General features: G+C 63.6%; 29 protein-coding genes and 1 tRNA gene. 12 read left to right on the forward strand and 18 right to left on the reverse strand.

What is annotated here, in order from left to right:
• Window positions 1-343: 343 nt before the first annotated feature.
• Entirely contained in the window at window positions 344-1,543 is a 1,200-nt protein-coding gene (locus J7E80_RS10220; protein ID WP_215051340.1) for an acetyl-CoA C-acetyltransferase, read from the forward strand.
• Window positions 1,543-2,055, forward strand: coding sequence for an aminoacyl-tRNA deacylase (locus J7E80_RS10225; protein WP_215051341.1), 513 nt, complete (start codon window positions 1,543-1,545; stop codon window positions 2,053-2,055). The genes J7E80_RS10220 and J7E80_RS10225 overlap by 1 nt, the downstream gene beginning before the upstream one ends.
• Before the next feature lie 140 nt (window positions 2,056-2,195).
• Here the strand turns inward: J7E80_RS10225 and rplL are convergent, their stop codons facing one another.
• The 8 genes from rplL to J7E80_RS10265 form a co-directional block, all read right to left on the reverse strand.
• Window positions 2,196-2,573, reverse strand: a complete 378-nt coding sequence (gene rplL, locus J7E80_RS10230) for a 50S ribosomal protein L7/L12 (RefSeq protein ID WP_215051342.1) — start codon at window positions 2,571-2,573, stop codon at window positions 2,196-2,198.
• 77 nt (window positions 2,574-2,650) lie between these two features.
• Window positions 2,651-3,238, reverse strand: coding sequence for a 50S ribosomal protein L10 (rplJ, locus tag J7E80_RS10235; RefSeq protein ID WP_215051343.1), 588 nt, complete (start codon window positions 3,236-3,238; stop codon window positions 2,651-2,653).
• A 322-nt stretch (window positions 3,239-3,560) separates the two neighbouring features.
• Complete coding sequence (locus tag J7E80_RS10240; RefSeq protein WP_251036720.1) at window positions 3,561-4,676, reverse strand: GNAT family N-acetyltransferase; 1,116 nt, start codon at window positions 4,674-4,676, stop codon at window positions 3,561-3,563.
• A gap of 226 nt (window positions 4,677-4,902) precedes the next feature.
• Entirely contained in the window at window positions 4,903-5,610 is a 708-nt protein-coding gene (rplA, locus tag J7E80_RS10245) for a 50S ribosomal protein L1 (protein WP_215051345.1), read from the reverse strand.
• 187 nt (window positions 5,611-5,797) lie between these two features.
• Entirely contained in the window at window positions 5,798-6,229 is a 432-nt protein-coding gene (rplK, locus tag J7E80_RS10250) for a 50S ribosomal protein L11 (RefSeq protein WP_003803853.1), read from the reverse strand.
• Window positions 6,230-6,362: 133 nt separating this feature from the next.
• On the reverse strand, window positions 6,363-7,247 hold the full coding sequence (gene nusG / locus J7E80_RS10255; protein ID WP_215051346.1) for a transcription termination/antitermination protein NusG: 885 nt from the start codon (window positions 7,245-7,247) through the stop codon (window positions 6,363-6,365).
• Between the two features lie 114 nt (window positions 7,248-7,361).
• A complete protein-coding gene (gene secE / locus J7E80_RS10260) occupies window positions 7,362-7,646 on the reverse strand; it encodes a preprotein translocase subunit SecE (protein ID WP_215051347.1) in 285 nt (94 codons plus the stop codon).
• A gap of 81 nt (window positions 7,647-7,727) precedes the next feature.
• Window positions 7,728-7,800 (reverse strand) — tRNA-Trp (locus J7E80_RS10265).
• Window positions 7,801-8,094: 294 nt separating this feature from the next.
• Here J7E80_RS10265 and J7E80_RS10270 point away from each other — a divergent pair.
• On the forward strand, window positions 8,095-9,312 hold the full coding sequence (locus J7E80_RS10270; protein ID WP_215051348.1) for a pyridoxal phosphate-dependent aminotransferase: 1,218 nt from the start codon (window positions 8,095-8,097) through the stop codon (window positions 9,310-9,312).
• Between the two features lie 258 nt (window positions 9,313-9,570).
• Here the strand turns inward: J7E80_RS10270 and J7E80_RS10275 are convergent, their stop codons facing one another.
• Both J7E80_RS10275 and J7E80_RS10280 read right to left on the reverse strand, forming a co-directional pair.
• Window positions 9,571-10,257 (reverse strand): response regulator transcription factor, encoded by a 687-nt coding sequence (locus J7E80_RS10275; protein WP_215051349.1) that lies wholly within the window; start codon window positions 10,255-10,257, stop codon window positions 9,571-9,573.
• The gene (locus tag J7E80_RS10280) at window positions 10,254-11,735 is read right to left on the reverse strand and encodes an ATP-binding protein (RefSeq protein ID WP_215051350.1); all 1,482 of its coding nucleotides are present in this window, start codon (window positions 11,733-11,735) and stop codon (window positions 10,254-10,256) included. Before J7E80_RS10280 ends, J7E80_RS10275 begins: the two co-directional genes overlap by 4 nt.
• A gap of 124 nt (window positions 11,736-11,859) precedes the next feature.
• Between J7E80_RS10280 and J7E80_RS10285 the strand changes: the two genes are divergently transcribed.
• The 4 genes from J7E80_RS10285 to J7E80_RS10300 all read left to right on the forward strand — a co-directional run bounded on the left by J7E80_RS10285 (window position 11,860) and on the right by J7E80_RS10300 (window position 14,825).
• The gene (locus tag J7E80_RS10285; protein WP_215051351.1) at window positions 11,860-13,515 is read left to right on the forward strand and encodes a PspC domain-containing protein; all 1,656 of its coding nucleotides are present in this window, start codon (window positions 11,860-11,862) and stop codon (window positions 13,513-13,515) included.
• A 1-nt stretch (window position 13,516) separates the two neighbouring features.
• On the forward strand, window positions 13,517-13,918 hold the full coding sequence (locus tag J7E80_RS23775) for a hypothetical protein (protein ID WP_251036704.1): 402 nt from the start codon (window positions 13,517-13,519) through the stop codon (window positions 13,916-13,918).
• Window positions 13,919-13,921: 3 nt separating this feature from the next.
• On the forward strand, window positions 13,922-14,176 hold the full coding sequence (locus J7E80_RS10295; RefSeq protein ID WP_215051352.1) for a PspC domain-containing protein: 255 nt from the start codon (window positions 13,922-13,924) through the stop codon (window positions 14,174-14,176).
• A 160-nt stretch (window positions 14,177-14,336) separates the two neighbouring features.
• A complete protein-coding gene (locus J7E80_RS10300; RefSeq protein ID WP_311380798.1) occupies window positions 14,337-14,825 on the forward strand; it encodes a PDDEXK nuclease domain-containing protein in 489 nt (162 codons plus the stop codon).
• Here the strand turns inward: J7E80_RS10300 and J7E80_RS10305 are convergent, their stop codons facing one another.
• Entirely contained in the window at window positions 14,826-15,557 is a 732-nt protein-coding gene (locus J7E80_RS10305) for a GntR family transcriptional regulator (RefSeq protein ID WP_215051353.1), read from the reverse strand.
• 136 nt (window positions 15,558-15,693) lie between these two features.
• Between J7E80_RS10305 and J7E80_RS10310 the strand changes: the two genes are divergently transcribed.
• Window positions 15,694-17,076 (forward strand): MFS transporter, encoded by a 1,383-nt coding sequence (locus J7E80_RS10310; protein WP_215051354.1) that lies wholly within the window; start codon window positions 15,694-15,696, stop codon window positions 17,074-17,076.
• Window positions 17,077-17,163: 87 nt separating this feature from the next.
• On the opposite strand, the gene J7E80_RS10315 is transcribed toward J7E80_RS10310, so the two are convergent.
• From J7E80_RS10315 to J7E80_RS10345, 7 genes are all read right to left on the reverse strand, one after another.
• Window positions 17,164-17,622: a plasmid pRiA4b ORF-3 family protein gene (locus J7E80_RS10315; protein ID WP_215051355.1), complete on the reverse strand. Its 459-nt coding sequence runs from the start codon at window positions 17,620-17,622 to the stop codon at window positions 17,164-17,166.
• A 301-nt stretch (window positions 17,623-17,923) separates the two neighbouring features.
• Window positions 17,924-19,156 carry an MFS transporter gene (locus J7E80_RS10320; protein WP_215051356.1) on the reverse strand — a complete coding sequence of 411 codons (1,233 nt, stop codon included), beginning with the start codon at window positions 19,154-19,156 and terminating at the stop codon, window positions 17,924-17,926.
• A 19-nt stretch (window positions 19,157-19,175) separates the two neighbouring features.
• The gene (locus J7E80_RS10325; protein WP_215051357.1) at window positions 19,176-19,556 is read right to left on the reverse strand and encodes a nuclear transport factor 2 family protein; all 381 of its coding nucleotides are present in this window, start codon (window positions 19,554-19,556) and stop codon (window positions 19,176-19,178) included.
• A 268-nt stretch (window positions 19,557-19,824) separates the two neighbouring features.
• Window positions 19,825-20,742 (reverse strand): NADP-dependent oxidoreductase, encoded by a 918-nt coding sequence (locus J7E80_RS10330; RefSeq protein ID WP_215051358.1) that lies wholly within the window; start codon window positions 20,740-20,742, stop codon window positions 19,825-19,827.
• Between the two features lie 376 nt (window positions 20,743-21,118).
• Window positions 21,119-21,349, reverse strand: a complete 231-nt coding sequence (locus J7E80_RS10335; RefSeq protein ID WP_251036705.1) for a hypothetical protein — start codon at window positions 21,347-21,349, stop codon at window positions 21,119-21,121.
• 243 nt (window positions 21,350-21,592) lie between these two features.
• The gene (locus J7E80_RS10340; protein WP_215051359.1) at window positions 21,593-22,069 is read right to left on the reverse strand and encodes a GNAT family N-acetyltransferase; all 477 of its coding nucleotides are present in this window, start codon (window positions 22,067-22,069) and stop codon (window positions 21,593-21,595) included.
• Between the two features lie 39 nt (window positions 22,070-22,108).
• Complete coding sequence (locus tag J7E80_RS10345; protein WP_215051360.1) at window positions 22,109-22,567, reverse strand: GNAT family N-acetyltransferase; 459 nt, start codon at window positions 22,565-22,567, stop codon at window positions 22,109-22,111.
• 971 nt (window positions 22,568-23,538) lie between these two features.
• Here J7E80_RS10345 and J7E80_RS10350 point away from each other — a divergent pair.
• From J7E80_RS10350 to J7E80_RS10365, 4 genes are all read left to right on the forward strand, one after another.
• A complete protein-coding gene (locus J7E80_RS10350) occupies window positions 23,539-23,928 on the forward strand; it encodes a GNAT family N-acetyltransferase (protein ID WP_215051361.1) in 390 nt (129 codons plus the stop codon).
• Between the two features lie 95 nt (window positions 23,929-24,023).
• Window positions 24,024-24,404 (forward strand): thioredoxin, encoded by a 381-nt coding sequence (gene trxA / locus J7E80_RS10355; RefSeq protein WP_215051362.1) that lies wholly within the window; start codon window positions 24,024-24,026, stop codon window positions 24,402-24,404.
• A 554-nt stretch (window positions 24,405-24,958) separates the two neighbouring features.
• Window positions 24,959-25,432 carry a hypothetical protein gene (locus tag J7E80_RS10360; RefSeq protein ID WP_215051363.1) on the forward strand — a complete coding sequence of 158 codons (474 nt, stop codon included), beginning with the start codon at window positions 24,959-24,961 and terminating at the stop codon, window positions 25,430-25,432.
• Window positions 25,432-26,058, forward strand: a complete 627-nt coding sequence (locus J7E80_RS10365; RefSeq protein WP_215051364.1) for a TetR/AcrR family transcriptional regulator — start codon at window positions 25,432-25,434, stop codon at window positions 26,056-26,058. Before J7E80_RS10360 ends, J7E80_RS10365 begins: the two co-directional genes overlap by 1 nt.
• Window positions 26,059-26,289 lie beyond the last annotated feature (231 nt).

Genomic DNA, 26,289 nt, shown 5'->3' on the forward strand with positions numbered 1-26,289 from the left:
TGGTCTGCCCATGCTGGTGACGTTGTATACGACACATTGATGGAGCAGCTGCCAGGAGAAGCCCACCGCTATATGAAGGCTGAAGGTAAACAGGGAAGACGCAAATATCTACGATACGGCAAAACTTAACGCGTGTCTACCCCACTTCCGGGCTTATTGCAAGCACTGTTGCCGAAGGCACCTAGTCTCCCTCCCATTTGACGGCCGATATTTTGCTGCAGGCATGTGCTGCTGCGATTTTGCTGCCGCGGAATGCACGCTCCGGCCGCAGCGTTTGAATGGATAGGTGATCCGGCTCACGGTACCCTTGGGCCTACGTCGATACAGATCGGAAGAGATAACCATGAGCAACTCCGCAGACAACAATGACGTTGTCATCCTTTCCGGCGCACGGACCCCGCAGGGGCGCCTCAACGGGCAACTGGCGAGCTTCACCGCCGTCGAACTCGGGGCCCATGCCATCAAGGCGGCCGTCGATGCCAGCGGACTTCGCACTGACCAGGTGGACGCGGTCATCATGGGCCAAGTGCTCCAGGCCGGGGCCGGCCAGAACCCGGCCCGGCAGAGCGCGATCGGCGCCGGCATCGGCTGGAACGTCCCCACCATGACCATCAACAAGGTCTGCCTCTCGGGACTGACCGCCGTGATCGACGCGGCGAGGATGATCCGCAGCGGCGATGCCACCGTCGTCGTCGCGGGTGGCCAGGAGTCGATGACCCGGGCACCGCATGTCCTGCCAGGCTCGCGTCAAGGCTGGAACTACGGCGCCGTCCAGGCGCTCGACGTCGCTGCGCACGACGGCCTGACCGATGCCTTCGACGGGCATTCCATGGGGCTCTCCACCGAAAGCAAGAACCTCGTCCTGGGCATCGACCGGACCTCCCAGGACAACGTGGCAGCGCACTCGCACCAGCGGGCGGCCATCGCCTCAAAGAACGGGGTTTTCGACGGCGAGATCGCACCGATCAGCGTCAAGCAGCGCAAGGGCGATCCCGTGGTGGTGTCCTCCGACGAAGGCATCCGTCCGGACACGTCGATTGAGTCCCTCGCAGGACTCCGGGCGGCGTTCGTCACCGACGGCACCATCACCGCCGGCAACTCCTCCCCCCTGTCCGACGGCGCCTCGGCCCTGGTGCTCACATCCCGCAAGTTCGCCGAGGACAACGGGCTGGAGTACCTTGCCGTTGTCGGCAAACCCGGCCAGGTGGCGGGACCGGACAATTCCCTCCACTCCCAGCCATCCAACGCGATCCGGAATGCCCTGGACCGGGCCGGCTGGACCACGGCCGACCTGGACTTCATTGAAATCAATGAGGCATTCGGTTCCGTGGCAGTGCAGTCCCTCAAGGACCTGGACTACCCGTTGGAGAAGTGCAACCTCCACGGCGGGGCCATCGCCCTGGGCCACCCGATCGGCGCCTCCGGTGCCAGGCTGGCGCTCCACGCGGCCCTCGAACTGAAACGCCGCGGCCAGGGCAAGGCTGCAGTCTCCCTGTGCGGCGGCGGCGGGCAGGGCGAAGCCCTCCTCCTGTTCCGGGACTGATGGAGGCCCTATCGGGCCCGGGACCCGATGGCTCAGGCGCGACCGGCGCCGGCAGGGAACGCTTTCTGGCCGACGCCGCCGCCCGTGGCCTGGACGTGGAGATCGTGGAGCGGCTGGCCGCGCACAGCCTTGAGGAGGCCGCACAGATCCTGGGCATCACACCCGCCGACATCGTGAAGTCCCTGGTGGTGAAGCACAAGGACGGCAGCTTCCTCTTTGCCCTCATTCCAGGGGACCGGCAGATCTCCTGGCCCAAGCTCCGGAACCTCGTGGGCGTGAATAAACTGTCCATGCCCGGCGCGGACGTGGCCCTTGAAGCCACCGGGTATGAGCGCGGAACCATCACCCCGCTGGGCAGCACCACGGCGTGGCCGGTCTATGCGGACCAGACCATTACCGGCCGCCGCATCTCGATGGGTGCGGGCGAGCACGGCTACAGCGCCTTCGTGGACGCCGACGCCCTCACGGCCGCGCTGCGCGCAGTGGTGGCCGACATCAGCGATCCCAACTGACAACCGCCCAAAAGGCAACGCGGGGTCACTTACAGACCAATAAACCGACCGAATTGGGCTGTAAGTGACCCCGCGTTGTTGGGTTAAACGCAGGAATCCCCGCCCACCGGAGTGGACGGGGATTCCCCTGAAAGCAAACGTTACTTGAGGGTAACAGTGGCGCCGGCAGCCTCGAGGGCTTCCTTTGCCTTCTCGGCAGCTTCCTTGGTGGCGCCTTCGAGAACAGCCTTGGGAGCGCTGTCAACCAGGTCCTTGGCTTCCTTGAGGCCCAGGGAGGTGATGGCGCGGACTTCCTTGATCACTGCGATCTTCTTGTCGCCAGCAGCTTCGAGGACGACGTCGAAGTCAGTCTTCTCTTCAGCCTCTTCAGCAGCAGCGCCGCCGGCGGGGCCAGCGACAGCAACAGCAGCCGCGGTAACTTCGAAGGTCTCTTCGAAGAGCTTGACGAACTCGGAGAGCTCGATGATGGTCAGTTCCTTGAAAGCTTCAATGAGCTCTTCGTTGGTGAGCTTCGCCATGGTTGGCGTCCTTCCTATAGTGGTGATCGGCGGCGTCATGCCATGCCTTCACACCGGAGTCTGGTTTGAAAAGAGAATCAGTTCTCTTCTGCGGCGGCTTCGGCCGGAGCTTCGGCCTCTGCTGCTTCTGCGGCGGGTGCTTCTTCAGCGGCGGGGGCTGCGGCTTCAGCCGGAGCACCGTTCTCTTCTTCAAGCTTGAGGCGCAGTGCGTCGATGATGCGTGCAGCAGCGGCAGCAGGAGCCTTGAGGACACCTGCAACACGCGCGAGCTGCAGCTCGCGGGACTCGAGTGCTGCCAGGGCGGCAACTTCGCTGGCGTTCAGAGCCTTGCCCTCGAAGTAGCCGGTCTTGATGACCAGCTGCTTGTTGGCCTTGGCAAAATCCGTCAGGCTCTTGGCAGCTGCAACTGCGTCACCCTTGATGAACGCGATTGCAGTGGGGCCGGCGAGCTGGCCGTCGAAAGCTTCGACACCAGCTTCCTTGGCTGCAATTGCGGTCAGGGTGTTCTTGACGACCGAGAACTTGGTCTCCTGGCCGAGAGAAACACGCAGCTGCTTGAGCTGTGCAACGGTGAGCCCACGGTATTCGGTCAGGACAGCGGCGTTCGATTCCTTGAAATCGTTAGTGATCTCAGCTACTGCTGAAACCTTGGTAGGCGTTGCCATAACCCTCCTTCCGGGGATAGTGCCGGTATTCCGGGTCCCCGCTCAGGTGAGCTAAAACTAAAAACGCCCCGCGCAGATGCACGGGGCTTGGCTCAAACGCGGTTCAGAACCGCGGAGCTTTGCTACGTTCACCTGCGCCGGCCGCCCTATGTTCAGGGTCCTTCGTCCGGAAACCCACTGGCCCTTCCGCACACAACTGCAGAGTTGAGCTGAGCTCGAAAGAGTGGATTTCCAACAACCGACGGTCTTTGGTCCTTCAAGCTTACGGGACGCCGCACGAGACCGCCAAATCGGCAGCCGGTGACGTGGGCCGGTTGTTCGGTCAGCTGGTACTGGGTCCCATATCCGGAAGTTCCTTCTGCCAGATTCCGGTGACTCCCGCCGTCGTAAACCCAAGCTGGCGGTTCACCGTCAGGAGGTACCGGTTTTCGGGGGCGTTCCAGGTGTAGATCACGCGGGCATCGGGAAACTGCTCCGTGAGCCGCTCCATGTTGGACACCTTGATCAGCAGGCCAAGCTTGTTGCCGCGGTGTTCCTGCAGCACCACGGTGTCGTCCTGGAAGACGACGTCCTGCCGCTGTGCCAGGACGCTGATGGTGGTCAGACCCACCAAGGTTCCGGAGGCAATATGCTCGACGGCGGTCACCACCGTGCGCCGTCCCTGGGCGATGGTGACGTCCTCCGCTTCGCGCAGGATGCGGGCGTCGAAGACCATGCCCTCCTCCTCGCTTCCGCCGACAGGCAGGGCGTCGCCGCCGGCCTGGTTCTCGAGGGCGGCAACCGATTCGAGCCACCGTTCTGGACAGCGGTCGGTCCAGTGGTGGAGGCGGTACCGGCCGTTGTTCGCTTCCTCGGCCTCGGCCTCGAGCTCCGCCACGAGCTTGCTGTCGAGCGGCAGGGCACAGGAACTGAACTGCTCAATGTGCTGGAGGGTATAGCCGGTGCGGCGCGCAAACTCCACTTCCCTGCTGCCCAGCGGCACGAAGCCCTGCCCGGACCCCGGCACCAACTGCTCGGGTTCAAATTCGTGCAACGACGCCCCCGGGTGGTTGGTGTCGATGAGGATCATGGACCGGCCTTCGTCGCGGGCGAACCCTTCCGCGGCTTCCAGCAGCTGCCGGCCCACGCCCTTGCCCTGGTACTCGGGCAGGATATCCAGCGTGAACTCGGCCAGGTCAAGGTTGTCGGTCAGGGGAAGGGCGATATCCGCGGTGCCCACGATTTCCCCGTCGACCTTGGCCACCAGGATGACCTGGCGCTCGTAGGGATCGTCCAGCTCGAGGAGCTTCTCCAGCGGGGCGTACGCGAGGTCGTCGCTCCCCCACGTCTGCATCCGGACCTTGCGCCCCACTTCCACTGCGGCGAGAAAATCCGCAGCATCGGGCGCGTCTATTGAATTCGGGATGAACAACTGTTCGATCCGCACTTCACCTGCCAAGGGGGCATCTTCCCAGCCGTTTCTGCCGCTCACTCTCATAGACTACGTGTTTGGGTCGACGCGGAGTATCCGTCGCCCTGGACATGCCTTTTACTGCGCTGCCGCCGCCGCCGTCGTACCCGGTCGGTGACAGAGCAGCACCTCGGGAAAGCAAAGGACCGCCCGGCGCAATGCCGGGCGGTCCTTTAGTGCCTGCCGGAAGACCGGCGGGTGGTTCGCGAGGGGATTAGACCTCGGTCAGCACCTTGGTGACGTTGGGGTCAACGGAGATGCCGGGACCAAACGTCGTGGCAACGGTTGCCTTCTGGATGTAGCGGCCCTTGGAAGCGGACGGCTTCAGACGAAGCACCTCCTCGAGAGCAGCTGCGTAGTTCTCGGCCAGCTTGACGGCGTCGAACGAAACCTTGCCGATGATGAAGTGCAGGTTGGAGTGCTTGTCGACGCGGAAGTCGATCTTTCCACCCTTGATGTCGTTGACAGCCTTGGTGACGTCCGCGGTCACGGTACCGGTCTTCGGGTTCGGCATGAGGTTACGCGGGCCGAGGACCTTACCGAGGCGGCCAACCTTACCCATGAGGTCAGGGGTGGCAACGGCGGCGTCGAAGTCGGTCCAGCCGCCGGAGATCTTCTCGATCAGGTCATCGGAACCAACGAAGTCGGCGCCGGCAGCGATTGCTGCTTCAGCCTTGTCGCCCGTTGCGAAGACGAGGACGCGGGCGGTCTTACCGGTGCCGTGGGGCAGGTTGACCGTGCCACGAACCATCTGGTCAGCCTTGCGAGGGTCAACGCCCAAGCGGAAGGCAACCTCAACGGTGGCGTCGAACTTGGACGGGTTGGTGTCCTTGGCGAGGGTCACTGCCTCAAACGGCGCGTAGAACTTCTCCGCGTCGATCTTGGCTGCGGCTGCCTCGTATGCTTTGCTGCGCTTTGCCATGCTGCTTATTTCTCCTTGTGCAGTTGTGGTCTGCGGACCGCGCTGGGCCCTGCCACAGTCGGACATCCGGCTGCTTGATCCGGATTTTCCGACATCTCAATGTTTCAGTGGTGCCGGTTCCCCGGCGGTGCTGCCCGTCGTCGTCATCGGTTTCCCGATCCCGGCGCCGTAACAGCGGTGAGGGAACTTAACCCTCGACGGTGATGCCCATGGAGCGGGCGGTGCCGGCGATGATCTTCGCTGCGCCTTCGAGGCTCGTGGCGTTGAGGTCTTCCATCTTGGTGGAGGCGATCTCGTTGACCTGGGCCTGGGTCAGCTTGGCAACCTTGACGGTGTGCGGGGTAGCTGAACCCTTGGCGACGCCTGCAGCCTTCTTGATGAGCTCTGCAGCCGGCGGGGTCTTGGTGATGAATGTGAATGAGCGGTCTTCATAGACCGTGATTTCAACAGGAATAACGTTGCCGCGCTGGGCTTCCGTCGCAGCGTTGTACGCCTTGCAGAATTCCATGATGTTGACACCGTGCTGGCCAAGCGCAGGACCGATCGGCGGGGCCGGGTTAGCGGCACCTGCCTGGATCTGCAGCTTGATGAGGCCGGTGACCTTCTTCTTGGGAGCCAATGTAGGGTCCTTCTCTCAAATGCGTCCTGGGACACAGGAGCGTGCCTCAGGTGGTTGACCGCCATGGCGAGGCGGTCTGCCGTCCCGGAGCTGCTAAAGCGGGCAGTTCCGGGACGAAATCTTTGGTGGTCAGCTAGATCTTCGTGACCTGATTGAACGCCAGGGTAACCGGCGTTTCGCGCTCGAAGATGGAAACCAGCACCACGAGGGTCTGGGAATCAACCTTGATCTCGGAGATCGTGGCGGGGAGGGTCTCGAACGGACCTTCCTTGACGATGACCGATTCGCCAACCTCGAAGTCGACGTCGACCGGTGCGGCGGCGTGCTTGACGGGCTTACCCTTCTCGGCCTGCTCTTCCTCGAAGACCGGGGCGAGCATGGAGAAGACCTCGTCGAGGCGGAGGGGCACGGGGTTGTGGGCGTTGCCCACGAAGCCGGTGACACCCGGGGTGTGGCGGACGGCGCCCCAGGAGGCGTCGGTCAGGTCCATGCGGACCAGCACGTAGCCGGGGATGCGGACTCGGTTGATTACCTTGCGCTGAGCGTTCTTGATCTCAACGACTTCTTCCATGGGAACCTGGATTTCGAAGATGTAATCTTCCATGTCCAGGGTCTGGATGCGGGTCTCAAGGTTGGCCTTCACGCGGTTTTCGTACCCGGCGTAGGAGTGGATGACGTACCAGTCACCCTCCTGGCGGCGCAGCTTGGCCTTGAATTCCTCTGCGGGATCGACGTTCGCCTTTGCGGCAGCGGCTGCCAGGGCGTCTGCCTCTTCGGCGCCGCCTTCGGCTGCTTCAGCATTATCGTCAGCCTCGGCTTCGTCCTCGGCTTCGTCCTCGGCGTCGGCTTCGTTCTCGGGGTCAGCGTCAGCGTCAGCGGCCGCTTCGTCGTCGACGTCGGTTTCGGGTGCAGCAGACTCAACCTCAGACCCTTCAACGGCGTCAGCCGCGGCGTCGGCCGTGCTGTCCGCGGGCCCATCCAGCTCAGTCTCAGTTACCTCGAGCTTGTGCTCAGACACTTGGTCTCCTGCTTCCTCATTGCCTAACATGCCTATTTAAATGGCTCAATTCCGCACACTCCGCAGCTCCTTCCGGATATCGGAAGAGCCGACGCAGTCTGCGGACTGATCGCCCTAGCGGTCCGTGGGGCCTGTACCGCCGAAGATCCAGCTCACCGCGGTCCCAAAGCCCAGGTCCAGCAAGGTGACGATGACCATCATGATGGCCACGAATACCAGCACCACGAGCGTGTAGTTGATCAGTTCCTTGCGGGTGGGGGCGACAACCTTCTTCAGTTCGCCGATTACCTGGCGGACGAAGAGTGCGATGCGAGCGAAGAAGCCAGCCTTGTCGGCCTTCTTTGCGGGGCGGCCCTTGGAGCTGCTTGCAGCCGTTTCGGTCACCTGGTCCTCACTCATCCTCGCAATGTCGGATTACCCGGCTCTGAACTGAACCATGGTTGCTGCGCTTGCCCCGGTGTTTCGCCGGAACAGCTTGCGCAGGGCAGACAGGACTCGAACCTGCAACCTGCGGTTTTGGAGACCGCTGCGCTACCAATTGCGCCACTACCCTATGGATCAAAACTGATCCCCGTGGATTGAAAACCGATCCAGGCCGCGATTGACCCAGACTGTCCTGAGGCGCACGTCATCATCGTGTTTTCAACACCGGAGAACTAGTCTACGCAACAACTTCGCTTACGTCGAACCAGCCTCGCTTCGGACCCTCTTTGCGGTTTGGGCAAGGTGACCGGATTCCAGTCACATAGCCGCGCCCCACCTCGAACGATCCGGTGAACAGCATAGAGTAGATTCCGTCGAATTCCACCATTCAGCTACCCAGCTGCAAGCGAAGAACGGACCCGCCATGTCTGCCGCCCGCGTTTCCCAACGCATTTCCGCCATTGCCGAATCCGCCACCCTGGCCGTCGATGCCAAGGCCAAGGCGCTGAAGGCGGCCGGCCGGCCCGTGATCGGCTTCGGAGCCGGCGAACCTGATTTCCCAACCCCGGACTACATCGTCAAAGCGGCCATCGAAGCAGCCAGCCAGCCGAAATACCACCGCTACTCCCCCGCGGGCGGCCTGCCGGAGCTGAAGAAGGCCATTGCCGAGAAGACCCTTCGGGACTCCGGCTACAAGGCGGACCCCTCCCAGGTGCTGGTCACCAACGGCGGCAAGCAGGCCGTCTACAACACGTTCGCCACCCTCGTTGACCCGGGCGACGAAGTGATTGTCCCCACGCCGTTCTGGACCACATACCCGGAAGCCATCCGGCTGGCCGGCGGCGTGCCCGTCGAGGTCTTCGCCGGTCCGGAGCAGAACTACCTGGTGACAGTGGAGCAGCTGGAGGCGGCAGTCACCGACCGCACCAAGATCCTGCTCTTCGTGTCGCCGTCCAACCCGACAGGCTCCGTCTACTCCCCCGAACAGGTGGCCGAAATCGGGCAGTGGGCCGCCGCCAAGGGCCTGTGGGTGGTGACCGATGAAATCTACGAGCACCTCACCTACGACGGCGTCCCGTTCACCTCGATCGCCACGGCCGTTCCGGAACTGGGTGACAAGGTAGTGATCCTTAACGGCGTGGCCAAGACCTACGCGATGACCGGCTGGCGCGTCGGCTGGATGATCGGCCCGGCCGATGTCATCAAAGCCGCCACCAACCTCCAGTCCCACGCCACGTCTAACGTGTCCAACATCCCCCAGATCGCGGCCCTTGCGGCTGTTTCCGGCCCGTTGACCGCCGTCGACGAGATGAAGGTGGCCTTCGACCGCCGACGCAAGGCAATCGTTGCCGGTCTCAATGCGATTGAGGGCATTGAATGCCCGACGCCGAAGGGCGCGTTCTACGTCTACGCGGACGTCCGCGCTCTGCTCGGCAAGGAATTCCCGACGGCGAACGGTCCGGTTCGTCCCCGGACCTCCGCCGAACTCGCTGCCCTGATCCTGGACGAGGTGGAGGTTGCCGTAGTTCCGGGCGAGGCGTTCGGCCCGTCCGGCTACCTGCGGCTGTCCTACGCCCTCGGTGACGACGACCTCGCCACCGGCGTAGCCCGGCTGCAGGAGTTCCTGGGCAAGGCCCAGTAGCAAACGCTCCCGCACTTTTCGTCGCGCTTTTCCAAACGCTTCCGCACTTTCGTCGCGCTTTTCCCAACGCTCCCTCACGTCCTGCAAGAACGCAAGCGCTCCCGCACCAACATGCGGGAGCGTTTTCTTTAAGCGGCAGGAAGTGAGGGAGCGTCCCAAAAAGGGCGGCAGGAAGTGCGGGAGCGTTTTCTTTAAGCGGCAGGAAGTGAGGGAGCGTCCCAAGTTTGGGCGGCCGGAAGTGCGGGAGGGTTGCCTGGGCTAGAGGAGCCGGCGTTCCGCGGCCCACTTGGTCAGCTCGTGGCGGCTGGAGAGCTGCAGCTTTCTCAGGACCGCCGATACGTGCGTTTCCACCGTCTTGATGGAGATGAACAGTTCCTTGGCCACTTCCTTGTAGCTGTAGCCGCGCGCGATAAGCCTCATGACCTCGAGCTCCCGCGCCGAGAGCTTGTCCAGTTCGTCGTCGGCGACGTCGGCGGGGGCCGTGCCGAACGCGTCCAGCACGAAGCCTGCGAGCCGCGGCGAAAATACGGCGTCGCCGCCCGCCACCCGGAAGACTGCGTCCGTGATCTCGGCCCCGGAAATCGTCTTCGTCACGTAGCCCCGGGCGCCGGCGCGGATCACGGCCACAACGTCCTCTGCAGCGTCGGACACGCTGAGCGCCAGGAACTTGGTTGTCCCCAGCAGCGCGGCGCAGCCGGCAATGACCTCCCGCCCGCCGCCGCCCAGGCCGCCGGGCAGGTGCACGTCGAGCAGCACCACGTCCGGCCTGGTCCGGGCGATGACCTCGATGGCCTGGTCCACTGTCCCGGCCTCCCCCACGACCGTGACCCGCGGATCCAGATCGGCTTTGAGGCCCGACCGGAAGATCGCGTGGTCGTCCACGATCACCACCCTGACGGTCTCCTGCTGCGCCCCTGCTGTTCCGTCCAATGCCCGCGTGCTCATGATTTGCCTTCCCCGTTCTCCGCGACGGCGGCCGGCAGCTTCAGGCGAACCTCCGTGCCGTCCGCGCTGCTGTTGATCTCGGCGGTTCCGCCGTGCCGTTTCATGCGGCCGATGATTGACTCCCGGACGCCCAGCCTGTCTTCCGGGACGGACTGGAGATCGAATCCCGAGCCGCGGTCCTTGACGAAAACGTCCACCCCGCCATCGGATACCTCAACGTAGACGGAGACAGGTCCGCCGCCGTGCCGGGAAGCGTTCAGCATGGCTTCGCGGCTGGCCTGGACCAGTGCCTCGTGCCGGTCGGTCATCGCTGTGTCGCCCACGCTCACGACATCCACCGCGTTGCCGAGGCCGTCCTCGACCTCGGCGGCAGCCGACTTGATCCGGTCGGACAGCTGGCCGGCGTCCTTGGCCGGATCCTTGAAGAGCCAGCCGCGGAGTTCCCGTTCCTGCGCGCGGGCCAGACGCACGACGTCATGCTCGTTGCCTGCCCGGCGCTGGATCAGCGCCAGGGTCTGCAGCACCGAGTCATGCAGGTGCGCGGCGATCTCCGCCCGCTCGGTCTCGCGCACCCGACCAGCCCGTTCAGTCTCAAGGTCGCGCCAGAATTTCAGGCCCCAGGGAAGCAGCACCAGGGCCACTCCGCCCAGCACCGCGACGGACGCCAGCAGCGCCAGCCCGGTCTGCTCCCACGAGCCGGAGCCGGACACCATCACCAGCACGCCTGCCACCACGAGCGCCAGCCCGGCGGCAAGCCGTGCCCAACCGCCGGCCTGGTCCGCCTTGGTTTTATTCACCACGCCCGCCCGGCGCGTTTCGTCGAGCTGCATCCATGCGATGGCGGCCCCGCCGAGGATGGCGGCGGCCGGGATCAGAGTCCCCAGCGGGACCTCGGCACCGAGCTGCCGGGCGATCAGGATCCCCGCCACAAGCAGCAGCCCGGAACCGAGCAGGATCTCCTTGCCGTAGCGCACTCTTTGTACCCGGAACCAGGCTCCGGCTTGCGGAGCAGCGGCACCCGGCACAGCAGAGCCGGGTGCCGCGGGAGCCGCAGGAAGCTGGAAGGAGGTCCCGGCGTCGTACATCCCGGAAGCGGCGGGACGGGCAGCGCTGGTGTCACCGCCATTCATATCGACGCCGGCAGGATAGGCGTACGGTGAGTACGAATGCGGGTAAGTGCCGCCGGAAAAGGAAGGGCCGACGGCGGCCGAAGGCTCCGTGGGGGCGCTCACCGCAGGCGCAATGGGGGACGCCGGGCGCCTGGCGTCCCGCCGGGCCGCTTCATCTGCCGTGGGGACCATGATCCAGAGCCACGCATAGAACACCAGACCCGCTCCGCCTGCGAGCGCCGCCACGACCATGCCGATCCGCACCATCCGCACCGGCCAGCCCAGATGCGCCGCGAGCCCGGCGCAGACTCCGGCGATCAGGCGGTCGCTGCTGCGGACCAGCGGCGGGCGGACAGGAACGGTGGTCATGCATCAATCCAAACACGGATCAGGGTTCCGGGGACCGCTTTCCAGCCCGGACCAGGGGTAAGTCAGGGACGGCTCAGGGTCCTCCCCAATAGAGGCGGAGACCCCGAAACGGCAGGATCGAAGTATGAACTCGCCAAACCCCAGTCCCGCTGACGGGCAACAGTCCGCCAACCCGTCCGACGACCAGCCGGTCCCCCGCGAAGGATCCCAGCCGGAGTCTCAGGCTGATCGTCCCGCTGACCCGCAGGCCACGCCCACGCCCGGCCCCCAGACTTCGCCGGGTGAGCCCGCCCCTGGCCCGAACACCGAACCACGGACCGAGCCGCTGCTTTCCCCGCCGCTCTACAGCTCCCATGATCTGCCTGGTGGTCCCGGTGGACAGGGTGCCCCAGCGTTCGGCACGGGATACGGACGGCCGGCCCAGCAACAGAACTTCTTCGACTGGATCCGCAGCCACGGCATCTACCGCGGACGCGACCGCTGGATCGGCGGCGTTTCAAGCGGCATCGCCGAGCGGATGGGCATCGACCCGGTGATCGTGCGGGGCATCTTCATCGTGCTGACGCTCTTCGCGGGCATCGGTGTCCTGCTCTATGGCCTCGGCTGGGCGCTCCTCCCGGAGCCTGACGGCCGGATCCACACCCAGGAAGCAGGGGCCGGCCGCTGGAGCACCGGCATGACAGGCGCCCTGGTCGCCACGCTCCTCGGTTTTACCGGCATGGGCGGCGGCTTCTCGGCCTGGGGGCACGACGGCGGCGGCTTCGGCTTCCTCTGGGCCCTGTTCTGGATCGGCGGGCTCATTTACCTCGTCTACTTCCTGACCCAGCGCAACAAGAACCGCATTGGAGCTCCCGTGAACAACGCCCAGGCGGGCAGCCAGCCCGCCTACGGATACACCGCCTCGAAGGCAACCCCCGGCGCCGGCTCGGCGGACGCCTTCGCCGACGGCACGCCTGCCGGCATGCAGGACGCATCAACCCAAGCCGGGACAACGCCGTACGGCCACGGCCCGGCGTCGGGCCCCAACCCGCCGTACGCACCCAATGCCCCGTATGCGCCTAACACTCCGTATGGGTCGGCCGGCGGCTTCGGCAGCGTTCCGCCCCGTGGACCCGCCCCGGTGCCCGTTCCCGTTCCGGCGCCGAAATCGAAGCCGGGCGGCCCCAGTGCCCCTGCCGTGGCGATCACCGCAGGCCTCGCCCTGCTGGTGGGCGGCTCCCTCAAGGCGCTCGACGCCGGCAACGTGATTGATTTGGGCAGCTCCGCCAACGCTGTGGTCTGGGCCAGCGGCGCCGCCGTCCTGGGCCTCGGAATCCTGCTGGCAGGCCTCCGCGGCCGGAGCTCGGGAGTCCTCGGCTTCTTCGCAGTCGTCGCCCTGATCATCGGCGGAGTCTTCAACGCGGTGCCCAATGGAGACCGCTTCCGCTTCCAGAACGCGGACTGGAGCCCCACCAGCATCGAGCAGGCACGCGAAGGCTTCCAGATCACCGGAGGCCGCGGAACCGTTGACCTGACCGGCCTGAAGCTAACCGCACCCCTGCCCGCCGACGTCGTCATCCCGATGGAGGTCACCGCCAGCAACGTCACCATCGTCCTCCCCGCCACGGTGCCGGTGGACGTCCAGGCGGACATGACCCTGGGCAACCTCAATGAGGGTGCGAACCAGCGGGGCGGCATCACGTCCAGGCAGAGCAGCTACAACACCGACAAGCCCGGCGCCCGGCTGATCGTGCAGATCGACGGAACCGTCAGCAACGTCACCATCCAGGAAGGAAACTGACATGAGCAGCTTCGATCCAGCACCGGAATCCTCACGGTCACCCGAACCCTCCAAGGCGCCCGAGCCCTCCAAAGCACCGGAAACCTCCCGGACACCGGGATCCGCCCGGACACGCGAGCCGACGGCGACCGGGCCGCACGCTGCAGGGCCGGCTACTGCCGAGCCGCACCGCACCGATGATGGCGAGCCCGTCCCGGTAACGGCACGCGTCGGCACCATCGTCTGGGGGCTCGTGGTCCTCGCGCTGGCTGTGCTGATCATCATTTCCCAACTGGGACTGGTGGCCCTGAACGGGACCTATGTGGTGATCGGCCTCATGATCGGCGCCGGCGCGGCGTTGGTGATCGGCGGCCTGCTTTCGGCCCGCCGACGTGACAATAGCCCCACAACCGGGAAGTCTTGAACCATGGAAAAGTTTTACAGCATTGTCAGGGGTCTCGGCCTGAGGCGCGGTCCGCAGCGGTGGCTCGGTGGAGTCTGCGGCGGAATTGCCGAAAAGCTGAACGTGGACGTCGCGTATGTCCGGATCGGGTTCCTCCTCTTCTGCCTCCTGCCGGGGCCAGCCGTTGTGCTGTACCTGGCGGCGTGGCTGATCCTGCCGAACCAGAACAACGTTATTGCCCTTGAGTCGTTCCTCGAGAAGCGCGCCAAGCGCCTCTGATCAGGCAGAGAGACCGGCCCTCGGCCAGACCGGCCACGACGGCGTGACCGCCAGCGGCGTCACGCCGTAACAGCTCAATCCATCCTGCCTTCTGAACAAGCTGGACGACCACGAGCTGCGCCGCTGGTACGCTTCAAAAGCCGTCCAACATGGCTGGTCCGTGGCTGTGTTGGAGCACCAAATCCGCACCAGCCTGCACGCCCGCGCCGGCGCCGCACCCAACAACCTTGAGGCGCGGCTTCCGGGCGAAGGCACTGACCTGGCACGGGCGGTCGCCAAGGACCCACTCGTGCTGGACTTCCTCGGCCTGACCGAAGAAGCTCAGGAACACGCCATGGAAGAGGCCATGACTCTGCGGATGGCCCAGACGCTGGCAGAATTCGGGCCCGGCTTCGCATTCGTCGGACGTCAGTACCCTCTCGACGTCGACGGAGACGATTTCTTCATTGACTTATTGCTCTACCACGTCCCGTCCGACAGGTACGTTGTGGTGGAACTGAACGCCGGCAAATTTAAGCCAGACCACCTGGGGCAGCTGAATTTCTACGTCGCCGCAGTCAACGACATGCTCCGTCGTCCCAGGCAAGCACCGACCGTCGGGATCCTGGTTTGCGGGTCACGCACGAGCGCACCGTGGGACATTCCTTAGTTAGGCAAGACGTGCGATGCTTCTGCGCGACGCACGTGGTGACGAGCCATCGGAGAAAAGTTTGGGAGAAGTAGCCTGAATGCGCTCGATGTCTTTGAATACTTCACGCAGATGAAGTCGCAGTGACCTGTCTGCGGCGGCGCCGTCTCCGTTGGCGAGAGCGTCTACGACAGCCGTGTGCTGATCAATCAGGCTCGCGATGTGCGTGGTATCGATCAGGCTGAGGCGTCGGGCCCGGTCCAGGTGCGCCTTGGCCGAGTTAACTGCCGTCCAGGCTGCTTGGTGTCCCGCTAGCCGCAGCAGCTCGCGGTGAAACTCCTCGTCGAGACGGAAGAACTGTTCGATGTCTTCTGCGGCCTCGGCATCCCATTGGCCTTGAAGAATGACGCGAAGCCCGGCGATGTCGTCTGGATCCGCGACAACGTCGGCCACGGATGCACACTCTATTGCCTCACGGACAAACTGGGCTTCGGAGACCCTGCCCAGGTCCACGAGCGAAACAAACGAGCCGATCTGCGGGAAGACCTGAACGAGCCCTTCTTCCCGGAGCAGTATGAGGCTTTCCCGTACCGGCGTGCGGCTGACACCCAGCTCCTGGGCCAGTTCGTTCTCGGAGAGCGGTTCGCCAGGAGGGAGTTGCAGGGAGATGATGCGCCGTCGAAGCGTTTCCAGCGTATGGTCCCGGATAGAGAGACGCGGCGCCTGTCCGTTGCCGCGTTTATCGGTTGCCATGTGCCCAGTCTAGTCTCTTGACACACTAGAATGGTAGTGCTTGTATGGTAGCTAGACAGCGGAACGCCCTACGGTTAAATCGGGCCTCCCACCGTTTATCTCCCCTTTCATTTCATCGCCTGCAAAGGAGCAACTGATGAGCGCAAGCATCGCGCCGGCGTCATACGATTTGAAGAAGGTCCGCAAAACTGCGGGTGCCTCCTTCATCGGGACGATGGCTGAGTATTACGACTTCTTCATTTACGGAACCGCGTCAGCTCTCGTTTTCAACAAGATCTTCTTTCCGGATATTGATCCTCTGCTTGGCACCCTCGCGGCCTTCTCTACGTACGCCGTTGGTTTCTTCGCCCGGCCGCTCGGCGGGATTGTATGGGGGCACATCGGGGACAGGATCGGCCGTAAGAAGGCGCTCGTCTGGACACTTCTTATTACCGGCCTGGGTACCTTTGCAATCGGCCTCATGCCGACCTACGAAACCATCGGTCTGTGGGCTGCAGTCATCCTGGTCGTCGTCAGGCTCCTCCAAGGGTTCGGCGTCGGCGGTGAGCAGGGCGGCGCTGTGCTGTTGACGGCGGAGGCCGCGCCGCCAAACAGGCGCGGGTTCTTCGCGAGCCTGGTCCAAATGGGCTCACCGGCTGCCTACCTTGTGCCCTCCGCGCTCTTTGCATACCTGACCACCCAGCTCTCCGAAGAGCAGTTCCTCGCCTGGGGCTGGCGGATACCCTTCCTCCTGAGCATCGTCGTCGTCGCGGTGGGGCTCTACATCCGGCTCCGTGTGGACGAATCAGCGGAGTTCAAGGAAGTAAAGGAGAACGCAAAGTCCCAGCAGGCACCTGTCAAGGTCGTTTTCCGTGAAAGCCGCCGCGAAGTCTTCCTGGGCATCGGCTCCAAGTTCGTCGAAGCCGCAGTCTTCCCCTTCTACACGGTCTTCCTGGTTGCGTACTCCAAAAACCTCGGCAATGACTCTGCCTTCGTCCTGCAGGCCATCATCATCGCCATCCTCGTGGAACTGGCCATGATCCCGGTCTGGGGCTGGCTGACGGACAAGATCGGACGCAAGAAAGTCTTCCTCGGCGCCGCGATCCTCAACCTCGTCCTCATTTGGCCGGCCTTCGCAGCCATCGGCAGCGGCGACACCCTTCCCATCGTTGCCATCCTCGTGGCAGGACTCGCACTGGGGCACGCCGGAACGTACGCTCCGCAGGCCTCCTTCTACCCCGAGCTTTTCCCGGTTCGTGGCCGTTACACCGGCGTTTCGATCGTCTGGCAGTTCGGTGCAATGATCGCCAGCGGTCCGTTCACTGTCATTGCCACCGCCCTGCTCGCCGCAGGAGCAGGGTCAATCACGGGGGTAGCAATCTACGTCTCAGCGCTGATCCTGGTGAGCGTCATCTGCCTGACTATCCTCCCGGAAACGGCGCCGGGTCAGCGCGGCGGCAAGGAGTACGCGGAATGGACGACCCATGACAGCGTTGCCATCGTCGCCGATGCAAAACACGGCTCCAGCGCCCTGAAGTAAGTAAGCAACCAGTGAAGATCACCGACGCACGGGTAGTCTGGGACTGTCGCTACGCATATCGGCCTCGGGCGCCATGGCCGGCCCTTCCTAGGATTTACGGAACCATGCGGCGGTTGGTTGCGGCGCAGAGTCTTCGTCGAAGGGACAGCGGGAAACCAGATCGAGCCGTTGAAGCCAGCTGTCGCCAAAGTCGTACTCGTAGAATGCTGCGCCCGCACCCAACGCGACCAGTTGATCCAGGGAGCAATCCTCCTCAGGCCTGTCGTCCGGGTCTTCGCACTCCTGCCCGGGAAGCCACTGCAGGACTTCCGGAATTTTGCCGTTGACGGGCCGCAGGCGTGCAAAGGGATCAGCGCACGTGAACCTGAGTAGGTGTGAGTCATCCCAGCCAAAGGCTGTCTGCAGGACCAGATGTACCTGCTCCAAGGCCATGGAGCCCCTGATCTCCAGCCGGCGCCAAATTTCAGGCTCGCTGTCGAGCAGCTCCACGCGAACCTCCAGAATCGGCTCCTGTCCACCGCGCATCCCGGCCTCCAATTTGTCCATGCACGCCCTTTCAGGCCCCGCTGCCGTACTCGGAAGACGTCGCGACCTCTCCCCCGCCATAGAACGGTCGCTTAACGGAAGGCCGGTTATCGGCGTTTCGATAGTGCTGATACGTAGGTTGCGGGCTTATCTGATCAGCGACGAACCAGTCCTTGAGCTCCATTGGTGCGAGCCGAGCTGTAGGTTCAGTTCGACCTCGCCTTCGAATCCGTCCATCGCGTTCCGGTGTAGAGCATTTCGCTGGCCGTGTCTTCGAGCATGCGTTCTTCCAATCGGCCGCGCCAGCCGTCCTCCAGGTTAGTCAGCGTCGTGGCAGCTGCCCGTGGTGTCCAGGCTGGTTGCGTGCGCCGACGACGGTGTACGCGGTGGCGACGAGGGAAAGTGCGCCGTATCCGACCGCGATCTGCGGTAGTGAGAAGGTGTTGGAGAGTTGGCCGGCTATGAGGGCGGGGATCGTGGCGCCGCTGTAGCTGATGAGGTAGATGACGCTGAAGGTTGGTGCCCGGTCGACGAGGGTGCTGCCGTTTAACAGACCGCGGGTGACGGCGCTGATGGCGATGCCTTGAGCGGCGCCGGCGACGATGGTCGCGACGATGAACAGCACCAGTGTGCCTGTGGCTATTGCTGTGATGATCCCGGTCATCCCCGCCAGGAAGGCGACCACGCCAAAGCGTTGGGCTGCCGCGGGCGTGAATCGGCTGCCGAGGGGAGCGCCGAGAACGCTGGAGCCCATGTATGCGGCGAACACCAGTCCGAGGACGAGCGAACTGGCGGTGTGGAGTTGATTTTCGACCAGCGCGGGCACGAACGCCTGGTAGAAGGCGCCGACCGCCCACGTAGGCAGGAGGACTGCAGCCGTGACGGGCAACAGATACCTGACCCTGACCGGTACGCGGACGCTGGGCCGCAGCGATCGCCACGCACCCGGCGTTCGAGTCACCGTCTCAGGGCTGATCGCGATGAGTACGACTGACAGGAGTAGGAGGCCGATGACGACGAGGTAAATGAGGCCGCGTGGCCAGGGACTGAACTGGACCAGGGCGCCGGAGACGATGGCTCCGATGGCGAGGCCGAGCATGATTGTCTGGCTGGAGGCGACAGAGGCCAACCAGGCCGGCCTGGAGGGTGCGGTGTCGACGATGTAGGAGGTGAGGCTGCTGCTGGCCAGCCCGGCGCCGAGGCCCATCAGAAGCCGACCGGTGATGAGGATGTCGATCTCGTGCACGTTCAACAGCAGCAGACACCCAAACAGCAGCAGACCGAGGCTAGCCATCGAGGTAGGTCGTCGGCCCAGATGGTTGGACAGTCGTCCCAGCACCAGCAGTGTGGCGAGGGTAGCGGCGGAGTAGGCGGCGACAGTCGCCGAGATGTCAGCGTTGGTGAACCCGTCCTCGGCCCGGTAGATGTTGAACAGCGGGATCGTCGAGCCCACCGCGGCGAACGCCGCCAGCAGGGAGACCACCGCGGAGATGAAGGCCAGCCGAAGGGTGGAGCTCCGGCTGGCCTCGTCAATCACCGATGCCGTGTCGTGCATCGAGCCGCGCCGCAGCAGGTCAGGCCCCGGGAGCGATCGCGCAGGCCGAGACACAGAGCCAGGTGCCCTCACGCTTCTGGTACGCGTCCGTGTACAGGGCTTCCTGCACAGAGCCGTCGGCGATCATGGTGTAGCGGGCGCGGCCGTGGATCAGGGCGACGTCGCCGAGGATGCGGATCTTGGCGTCCATGAGAGCGAGATCCTTGAAGGGGCGGGGCTTCGCGATGTACTCGAGGTACTCGTCGCGGTCGCGGGTGACCCCTGGAGTCTGCACGATGAAATCGTCGGCGAGCAGCTCGCGAAAGCGCGCAGCATCGCTGGCCTGGTCCGACTGGTTGTAGTCGAGGTTGAGCTGCTCGAGGATCTCCAGATCTTCGACCGACTGCTTGGTATTGCTCATTTTCTTGTTCCTTCTCTTGCTCGGTTATCAGTCCGTATTGCTTGCTGCGAAAGCGAAAGGGTCCGTCGAGCCTCTCCATGGCCCTACGGCACTCGGATGACGTCTTCCGCGGGTCCCGGTTGGTCGGGTTGGGGGCGGCGACGGCATCGGCGAGGGTCGCGACGTTGCCGAGGTTCGTACGCAATCCCCCACCCGCTAGCCGATCTCCGTCAATTGAGCGGGATGCACACGATGACGAGGTCGGTCGTCGGTCGGGCGTACGGAGTGCTTATGAACGAACGGTGATGATCGTCTTGCCCTTGCGTCGCTCGGTCGGGTTGAGGGCGGCGATGGCGTCGTCGAGAGTGGCGACGTTGCCGATGTTCGTCCGGAGCCGACCGTCCCGCACCCGTTGGGCGATCTCCGTCAGTTGGGCGGGAATGGACTCGACGACGAAGTCGACTGCCAGCCCGTCCGCGGGCCGCGCGTCGGCCAGCCCGGTGATGGTCACTAGCGTTCCGCCGGCCCGGATCAGGCTTGCGGACCGCTTCTGGATGTCGCCGCCGATGACGTCGAACACCAGGTCGACTGCGCCGATGTCTTCGAGGATGTCATTGTCGAGATCGACGAACTCGTGCGAACCGAAGTCGAGTGCCTTCTGACGGTCCGCGGCACGTCCGGTGCCGATCACGTGGGCACCAGCCTCGCGCGCGAGTTGTGTGACCATCGTCCCGACAGCGCCGGCCGCACCGTGCGCGAGGACGCTCTGCCCGGCCTGAAGGCGGCCGTGCACGAACAGTCCCTGCCACGCTGTGAGGCCCGAGATCGGCAGGCTCGCGCCCACCGGGAAGTCGACATCGCCGGGCAGCGGCGCCAGGTTGCGTGCCTCGACCGCCACATACTCCGCGAGGGTACCGTCACGATGCCAGTCCGAGATCCCGAACACCCGCTGTCCCACCGAAAGCCCTGTCGTGCCATAGCCAAGAGCGGTGACCACTCCGGCCAGTTCGTGTCCGAGGATCGACGGCGCCCGGTCACGTCCGGCCCGATCCGTCCAGGTAGACGGCCACTCCACCTCAGTCGGCACGTATCCCGACGCCCGGATCTCAACGATGACGTCGTTGATCGCCGCCGCTGGCTCTGGACGCTCCAGCAGCCTCATTCCGGCCGCGCCCGCGGCCTGATCCGTTACCACTATCGCCTTCATTCGTTTGCCTCTCTGTTGTCTTGTGTCATGCTTTGCTCAAGCCTCGCTCTTAATTACAGGGCCGGAAATGCTTTATGTGTGGCAGCGAGTTTCTCAGTGGGTGGGAGAACCTGGCGAACGCGAGCTGCACACACTTATCGCCACAGTTGCCGTTCCAGTGTCAGCCCAAACGGGACGGAATCGCTGAGCGCTACCGTGAACCGTTCGGAGGAGTGACGGGTGACCAATATTCCGAATTTGCCCGTTTCCAATGCCTGCTTCTCGGCTTCCGCCTGTGCCTCATCGAGCCTTCTTTCCATGCTTGCTCGACCAGCTGCGGAGACCGTCAGCTGGAAGTTGGTGGTATGGCCACCTGCCCTCCCTGCCGGGGGCGGTCTCAGACCTGTTCTTTCGGAAGATCGTCCCGCCGTACCGCATAACGGTACGCGTGCGCGTCGGTCTCCACTTCGAATCCGGCCAGGTCCATTTCAGAGGCCTGCTCGAAGTCGTCGTGCGAATGCACGATCGGTGCGAAGTAATCACCCCGCGAGGCGGGGCCCAAAAGGACGTAAGCCCACCACACCGGACGAAAATGTCGCTTTAAAAAACCATGTGCGATTGGCACCATTCGACCTCTCAATTTGAAAATCTGGGCACTTCTCTAACACTTCTCGTTCACTCCGCTTCGACTTAACGGGGAACTTCGTTGTCTTCATCACCCTGGCCAACCCGGGTTGCCGTCTTGCTTTTTGGCTCGATCGGGTTGAAGGCGGGAGCGACTTCGCCGGGAGCGCCATGGTGCCGATGTTCGTCCGCAGCTGACAACCCCGGACTCGTTGGATACCTGGACCCAGGTCTGGGTGTCGGACGGCTAGGTCATGTCATGCTCAAACGCAGTGACTTGCTCATCGTCGTCCTGGCCGGCCGCGGGTTCGCGCTGGGGATAGGCACCGGAGCCAGGATGGACCTTGTCGATAAGACCGAGGTATTCCAGGTTGCGGGCAATGAACTCACCCACGACCGGGCAGATGATGGTGATCTTCTTCCCGCTCTCGCGGATCTCATCCAGCACGCGAGCGACAAGTTCCGTCGCTACCCGATGGTTGCGGTAGGCATGGTTGACCCAGGTTGAAAGCAACACGACCCGGCCGCCCACGAACCGATACGTTAGCTCCCCGATGGCCTCGGCGCCGAGGGCAGCGATCCATCGGCCCCGCTCCGTATCGTTGATGACATCGAGCTCCCAGCTGGACCCCACCTCACTGCGAGCCTTCTTTTTCAGAGCAACGATGAGTGCGGCGTTCCTCTCTTCACGGTTGGTCTCCTCGGTCTCGATGTTGGTCGTCACTGTCACACTTTCTGTCGTCGAAGCCCGGAGGTTGGGGGGTTAGGATCGGTGTGACCCTTTGATCACTCCTGGGTGCTTGGGGTCGATGAGGTCGGCGTACTGCGGGTTGTGCTCGATGAAGGTGCGTACGATCGGGCACATGATGGTGACCGTTTTTCCTCGTGCGCGCACATCTTCGAGGACACGCCGGATCAGCTCGGTGGCGATGCCCTGTTTACGGAACTCGGGGAACACCGAGGTGGCCAGCAGCACAAGTCGGTCGTCGCTAGCGACGTTGTAGGGCAGGCCGGCGATTTCGGTGTCCCCGACGATGGCCTCGTAGATGCCGGTTTTCTCGTCGTTGACGACGTAGAAATCGAACGCAGGGGCATGGGGATCATCGATTACCTCATCGATGAGGCCGGTCTGGTCCTGACTGAGGGTGCCCATTCCGTCGGGGTATCCGGCGGCGTCGGGGTACTCAAAGGCGTAGCGCGTTGGCTCGGCTTGGTCGGTCATGGATGTCCTTTCGCTGATTGACTGTGCGGGGGTGCCGTATGGACGGATGCGGATAATCGTTTTCCCCTTTACCCGCTCGAGCGAGTTGAAAGCGAAAGCGGCGTCGTCGGGTCCGCGACCTGGCCGATGTTCGTCCATCGGCGACCGTCCCGGACGCGCTCCACGACCTCACCCAACTGGGCGCTCAGCCTCGACGACGAAATTAATCGACAGGCCGTCTCTACGCTGTGCCTCAGGCGGCCCGGCGATACTCACCGGCGTGCCTCCCGCTCGAACGAGACCAGTCCGTGAGCCCGTACACTCGCTTGTCCCATCGGCAGCCCCCTGGTGCCGTACCCCAAGCCCATGGACTAGACCGGCTAGCTCGTCGCCAGGGATCGAGGGCTTTTGGTCCCCGACGGAGGCGATCCGTCCTGATGCCCGGCCACCCGGCCAGGTCAGCTCACCGGGGGTGAATCCCGACGCATGAACCTGGACTACGCCATCGTTCCCGGCCGCATCCGGCTTCGGCCGCTGCGCCAGAGTCATCCCGGCCGCTCCGGCGGAAAGATCGGTCACCGCAATTGCCTTCATCATGCACCTCCCTGTATCCATTCCCTTGCCTAAACGACTTTTTCCACGGCATTTTTGGGTCTGCAAGGTTAGCGGCACCAAATCGAGATGTCTTACCATGCACGTCGATAAAAGTTGGCCCTTGGAAATGGCTGCCATCTTCACGCCCCTGGTGGTTGGGGATCTTAAGGGTCTTCGGGAGGGAAGCGGTCGGACGGGAGGCCGCCAGGATGGGAACGGCAATCTACTGCCCCGCCACCCTGGACGGTCAGTTCCGGGGCGCCGGGTAGGCGACCGAGGCGAGTCGTGGCACATCCGGTCGGCAAACCCGATCACGATAGAGGTTGTTGGTAAGACGGCGCGAACGACCGACGCATATAAGTAGGTGCAGCCCACAATCGGAACGATAAGGAGCCAGCATGGCGGGAACGGCTGAGAGTATGGTCACCCCGACCGGCAGAGAGCAGGAGGGTGCAAACGTGGACCTGCGGGCAACGACCCCGCCCGGCGCGGAAGAGCTCATCATCACCGAAAACAGCGCTCTCGGCATCTATGAAGCCGTGTTAGGAGGCGAAATCGTCGCTGGCGTCATTTATAGCAAAGGGGTCAACCGAATAGCACTGCTGGCGACCTCAGTGTTCCCAGCGTTCCGAGGTAAGGGGATCCCTGCAAAGCTCCTCATCGGCGTCCTTGACAAGCTTCGGGCGCAGGGAGCGACCGTCACTATCTCCTGCCCGTTCGCGGCAGAATTCGTTGGCGCCCATCCCGAGTATGCCGATGTTCTCGGTATTGGCCGTCCCGGGCAATAGCACCGTAGGGCGCGGGCCTTGAGCTTACGCCCGACTTCACGTCCAAGGCACGTGAAGACCCCTTGTTTGGCACGCGTATCGAGGAGAGGAACATCATGACAACCGTCGAGCTCACCGACGACAATTTCGAGACCACTATTAACGACAACGACATCGTCTTCGTTGATTTTTGGGCACCGTGGTGTGGCCCTTGCCAGCAGTTCGGCCCAATCTTTGAGCGATCCGCAAAAGATAATCCCGACATCGTTCACGGCAAGCTCGATACCGAGGCCGAGCAGCGCGTTGCGGCCGCCGCCGGTATCACGTCCATCCCGACTCTGATGGCATTTCGTGAGGGTATCCTCGTCTTCAACCAGGCCGGCGCCCTTCGGGCCACGGCTCTCGCGCAGGTCGTAGAGTCCGTCAAGAACCTCGACATGCGGGGGGTACGCGCAGACATTGCCGCTCAGAGTAATAAGTCCGCGCCGGAGAACTGATGTCTTCGGGAAGGGTAACGCGTCCCTACCTGGACAAGACCGTTCCGGAAGCGGGGAAGGCCGCGACGTCCCATGCGACCGCACTGTCGGAGGACGCCCTCCGGCAGGGGCCGGCTTGCACCGAAAGCGAATCATCAAACTGCGCGTGCCACAACTCAACGGATGCGTTTTTCTGCCCGGATCTACATCTGTCATCGGCGTGGCGAGACGAGTCCCTTCAGCGAGCGGGAAGCAACCGCGCTCTCATCACGGAAGCCGCAACACAGTTGCCCGTGAATATCAACACCAACGAGCCCGTGGCCGTACACAGCTTAGTCGCTGACGGGACGTTGGTGGCGGGGAGTGGGTTGTTGCAACCTCGAGCTTGCGCTAGACCGGATGTCTCACTATGAAGATGTAGGACATGAACGGATTCAGGATCAAGAGTGTGACGCCTTGGTTGAGGCAATACCGGAGGGGTGCTCCCGCGTGCCTATAGCTGGTCAAAGCTGGAGGGTACCCGCACAACTCCTGCAGGAGGCAAGGCCATCCCGGCTGATGCGAAAAGAGGATGGATGAGGACATACTTTGCGGAGGTCTTGGCCCGGGAAAGAGCTTGCCTGGCTGGAATCACTGACCGGGCGATGCTAACCAGCTGGCGCCGTCGCGTCGTCGAGGAGCTCATGACCCCGCAGTCGCCGTACGCGTTGGCATTGCGACAGACCGGGGATGTGCGTGATCGTGCGGACTTCCTCGATCAGTGGCGCGAGCTCCTCGCCGAGGCAGTGGATCGTTTACTACAGTCCAGAGTCACGGGCGACACACCCTGCGCTTCCCCAGAGGGCCCGAAGGCCGATGTCGACGCTCAGAAGACTGCTGTGCTGATTCTTGCGGCGCTTCATGGAGGCAGCACTCTGAGTCAGCTTGCACAAGACCCTCGGCCCCTCAACGCCGCACTCGACCTCGCGCTCGTGTCTTTTGTGGCAGCCGAGGACAACACTCCCGCAAGGACGGGAACGAGCAGCTCGATAAGTAACATGGACTTGTGATGACAACCGTTGACTCGCGCAATGGCAGGCGCCTGACGGCGCGCGGTGAAAAGACGCGGGCAAAGATCGTCGCCGCAGCGGCCGACCTGATGTATGTCCAGGGCATCGGGGCTACCACGCTCGACGACGTTCTAATGGCCAGTGGAGTGAGCAAGTCGCAGTTGTACCACCATTTCGCAGGCAAAGACGAGCTCGTGCGGGCCGTCATCGATCATGTAGGCGAACGCATCATCGAGCGTGAGCGCGATGCCCTCGGCCATGTTTCGACGATCCCAGGCCTGCGACGCTGGCGCGATGCGTTGGTACAGAACAACGCCCTACGGCATGGCGCCTACGGCTGTGCGCTCGGCTCACTGGCCTCCGAGGTCTCCGATCAAGACGATGCCGCACGCCAGGCCGTGTCTCAACTCTTCATTGAGTGGCAGGGGCTGCTGGCAGGCGTGTTGCGCAGGCTTCAGGACGGTGGCGCGCTTCCGCCCGAGGCGTCGATCGACCAGCTCGCCACCGGACTCATGGGCGCCGTCCAAGGAGGGTACATGCTGGCACAGACTGCGCGCGACGTCACACCCATGGCAACATCAATTGACATGGCGCTTGCGCATATCGAGAGCCTGTCTCCTGACTGAGTTTCACTCCCGACCAAGCCACAGATAACGCTGAAATCCTCGCCCGAGATTCGGTTCGAATTCACCCGTGGCCTACCGCTTGTCTGGGTCATAGGGTAGCGCGCAGCCCGTAGCCGCACGTAATCGTGGCGCAACGGCATCCGCTGCTCGGAAGCGCGGTGTCAGTCCCCGGTGCTACGCGGCAGCATCGGCTCCAGCCTTCAGTGGGTCGAAATAGACATGAAGAACAGA

It is taken from the genome of Arthrobacter sp. ISL-28, assembly GCF_018613875.1.
Taxonomy (GTDB): domain Bacteria; phylum Actinomycetota; class Actinomycetes; order Actinomycetales; family Micrococcaceae; genus Arthrobacter.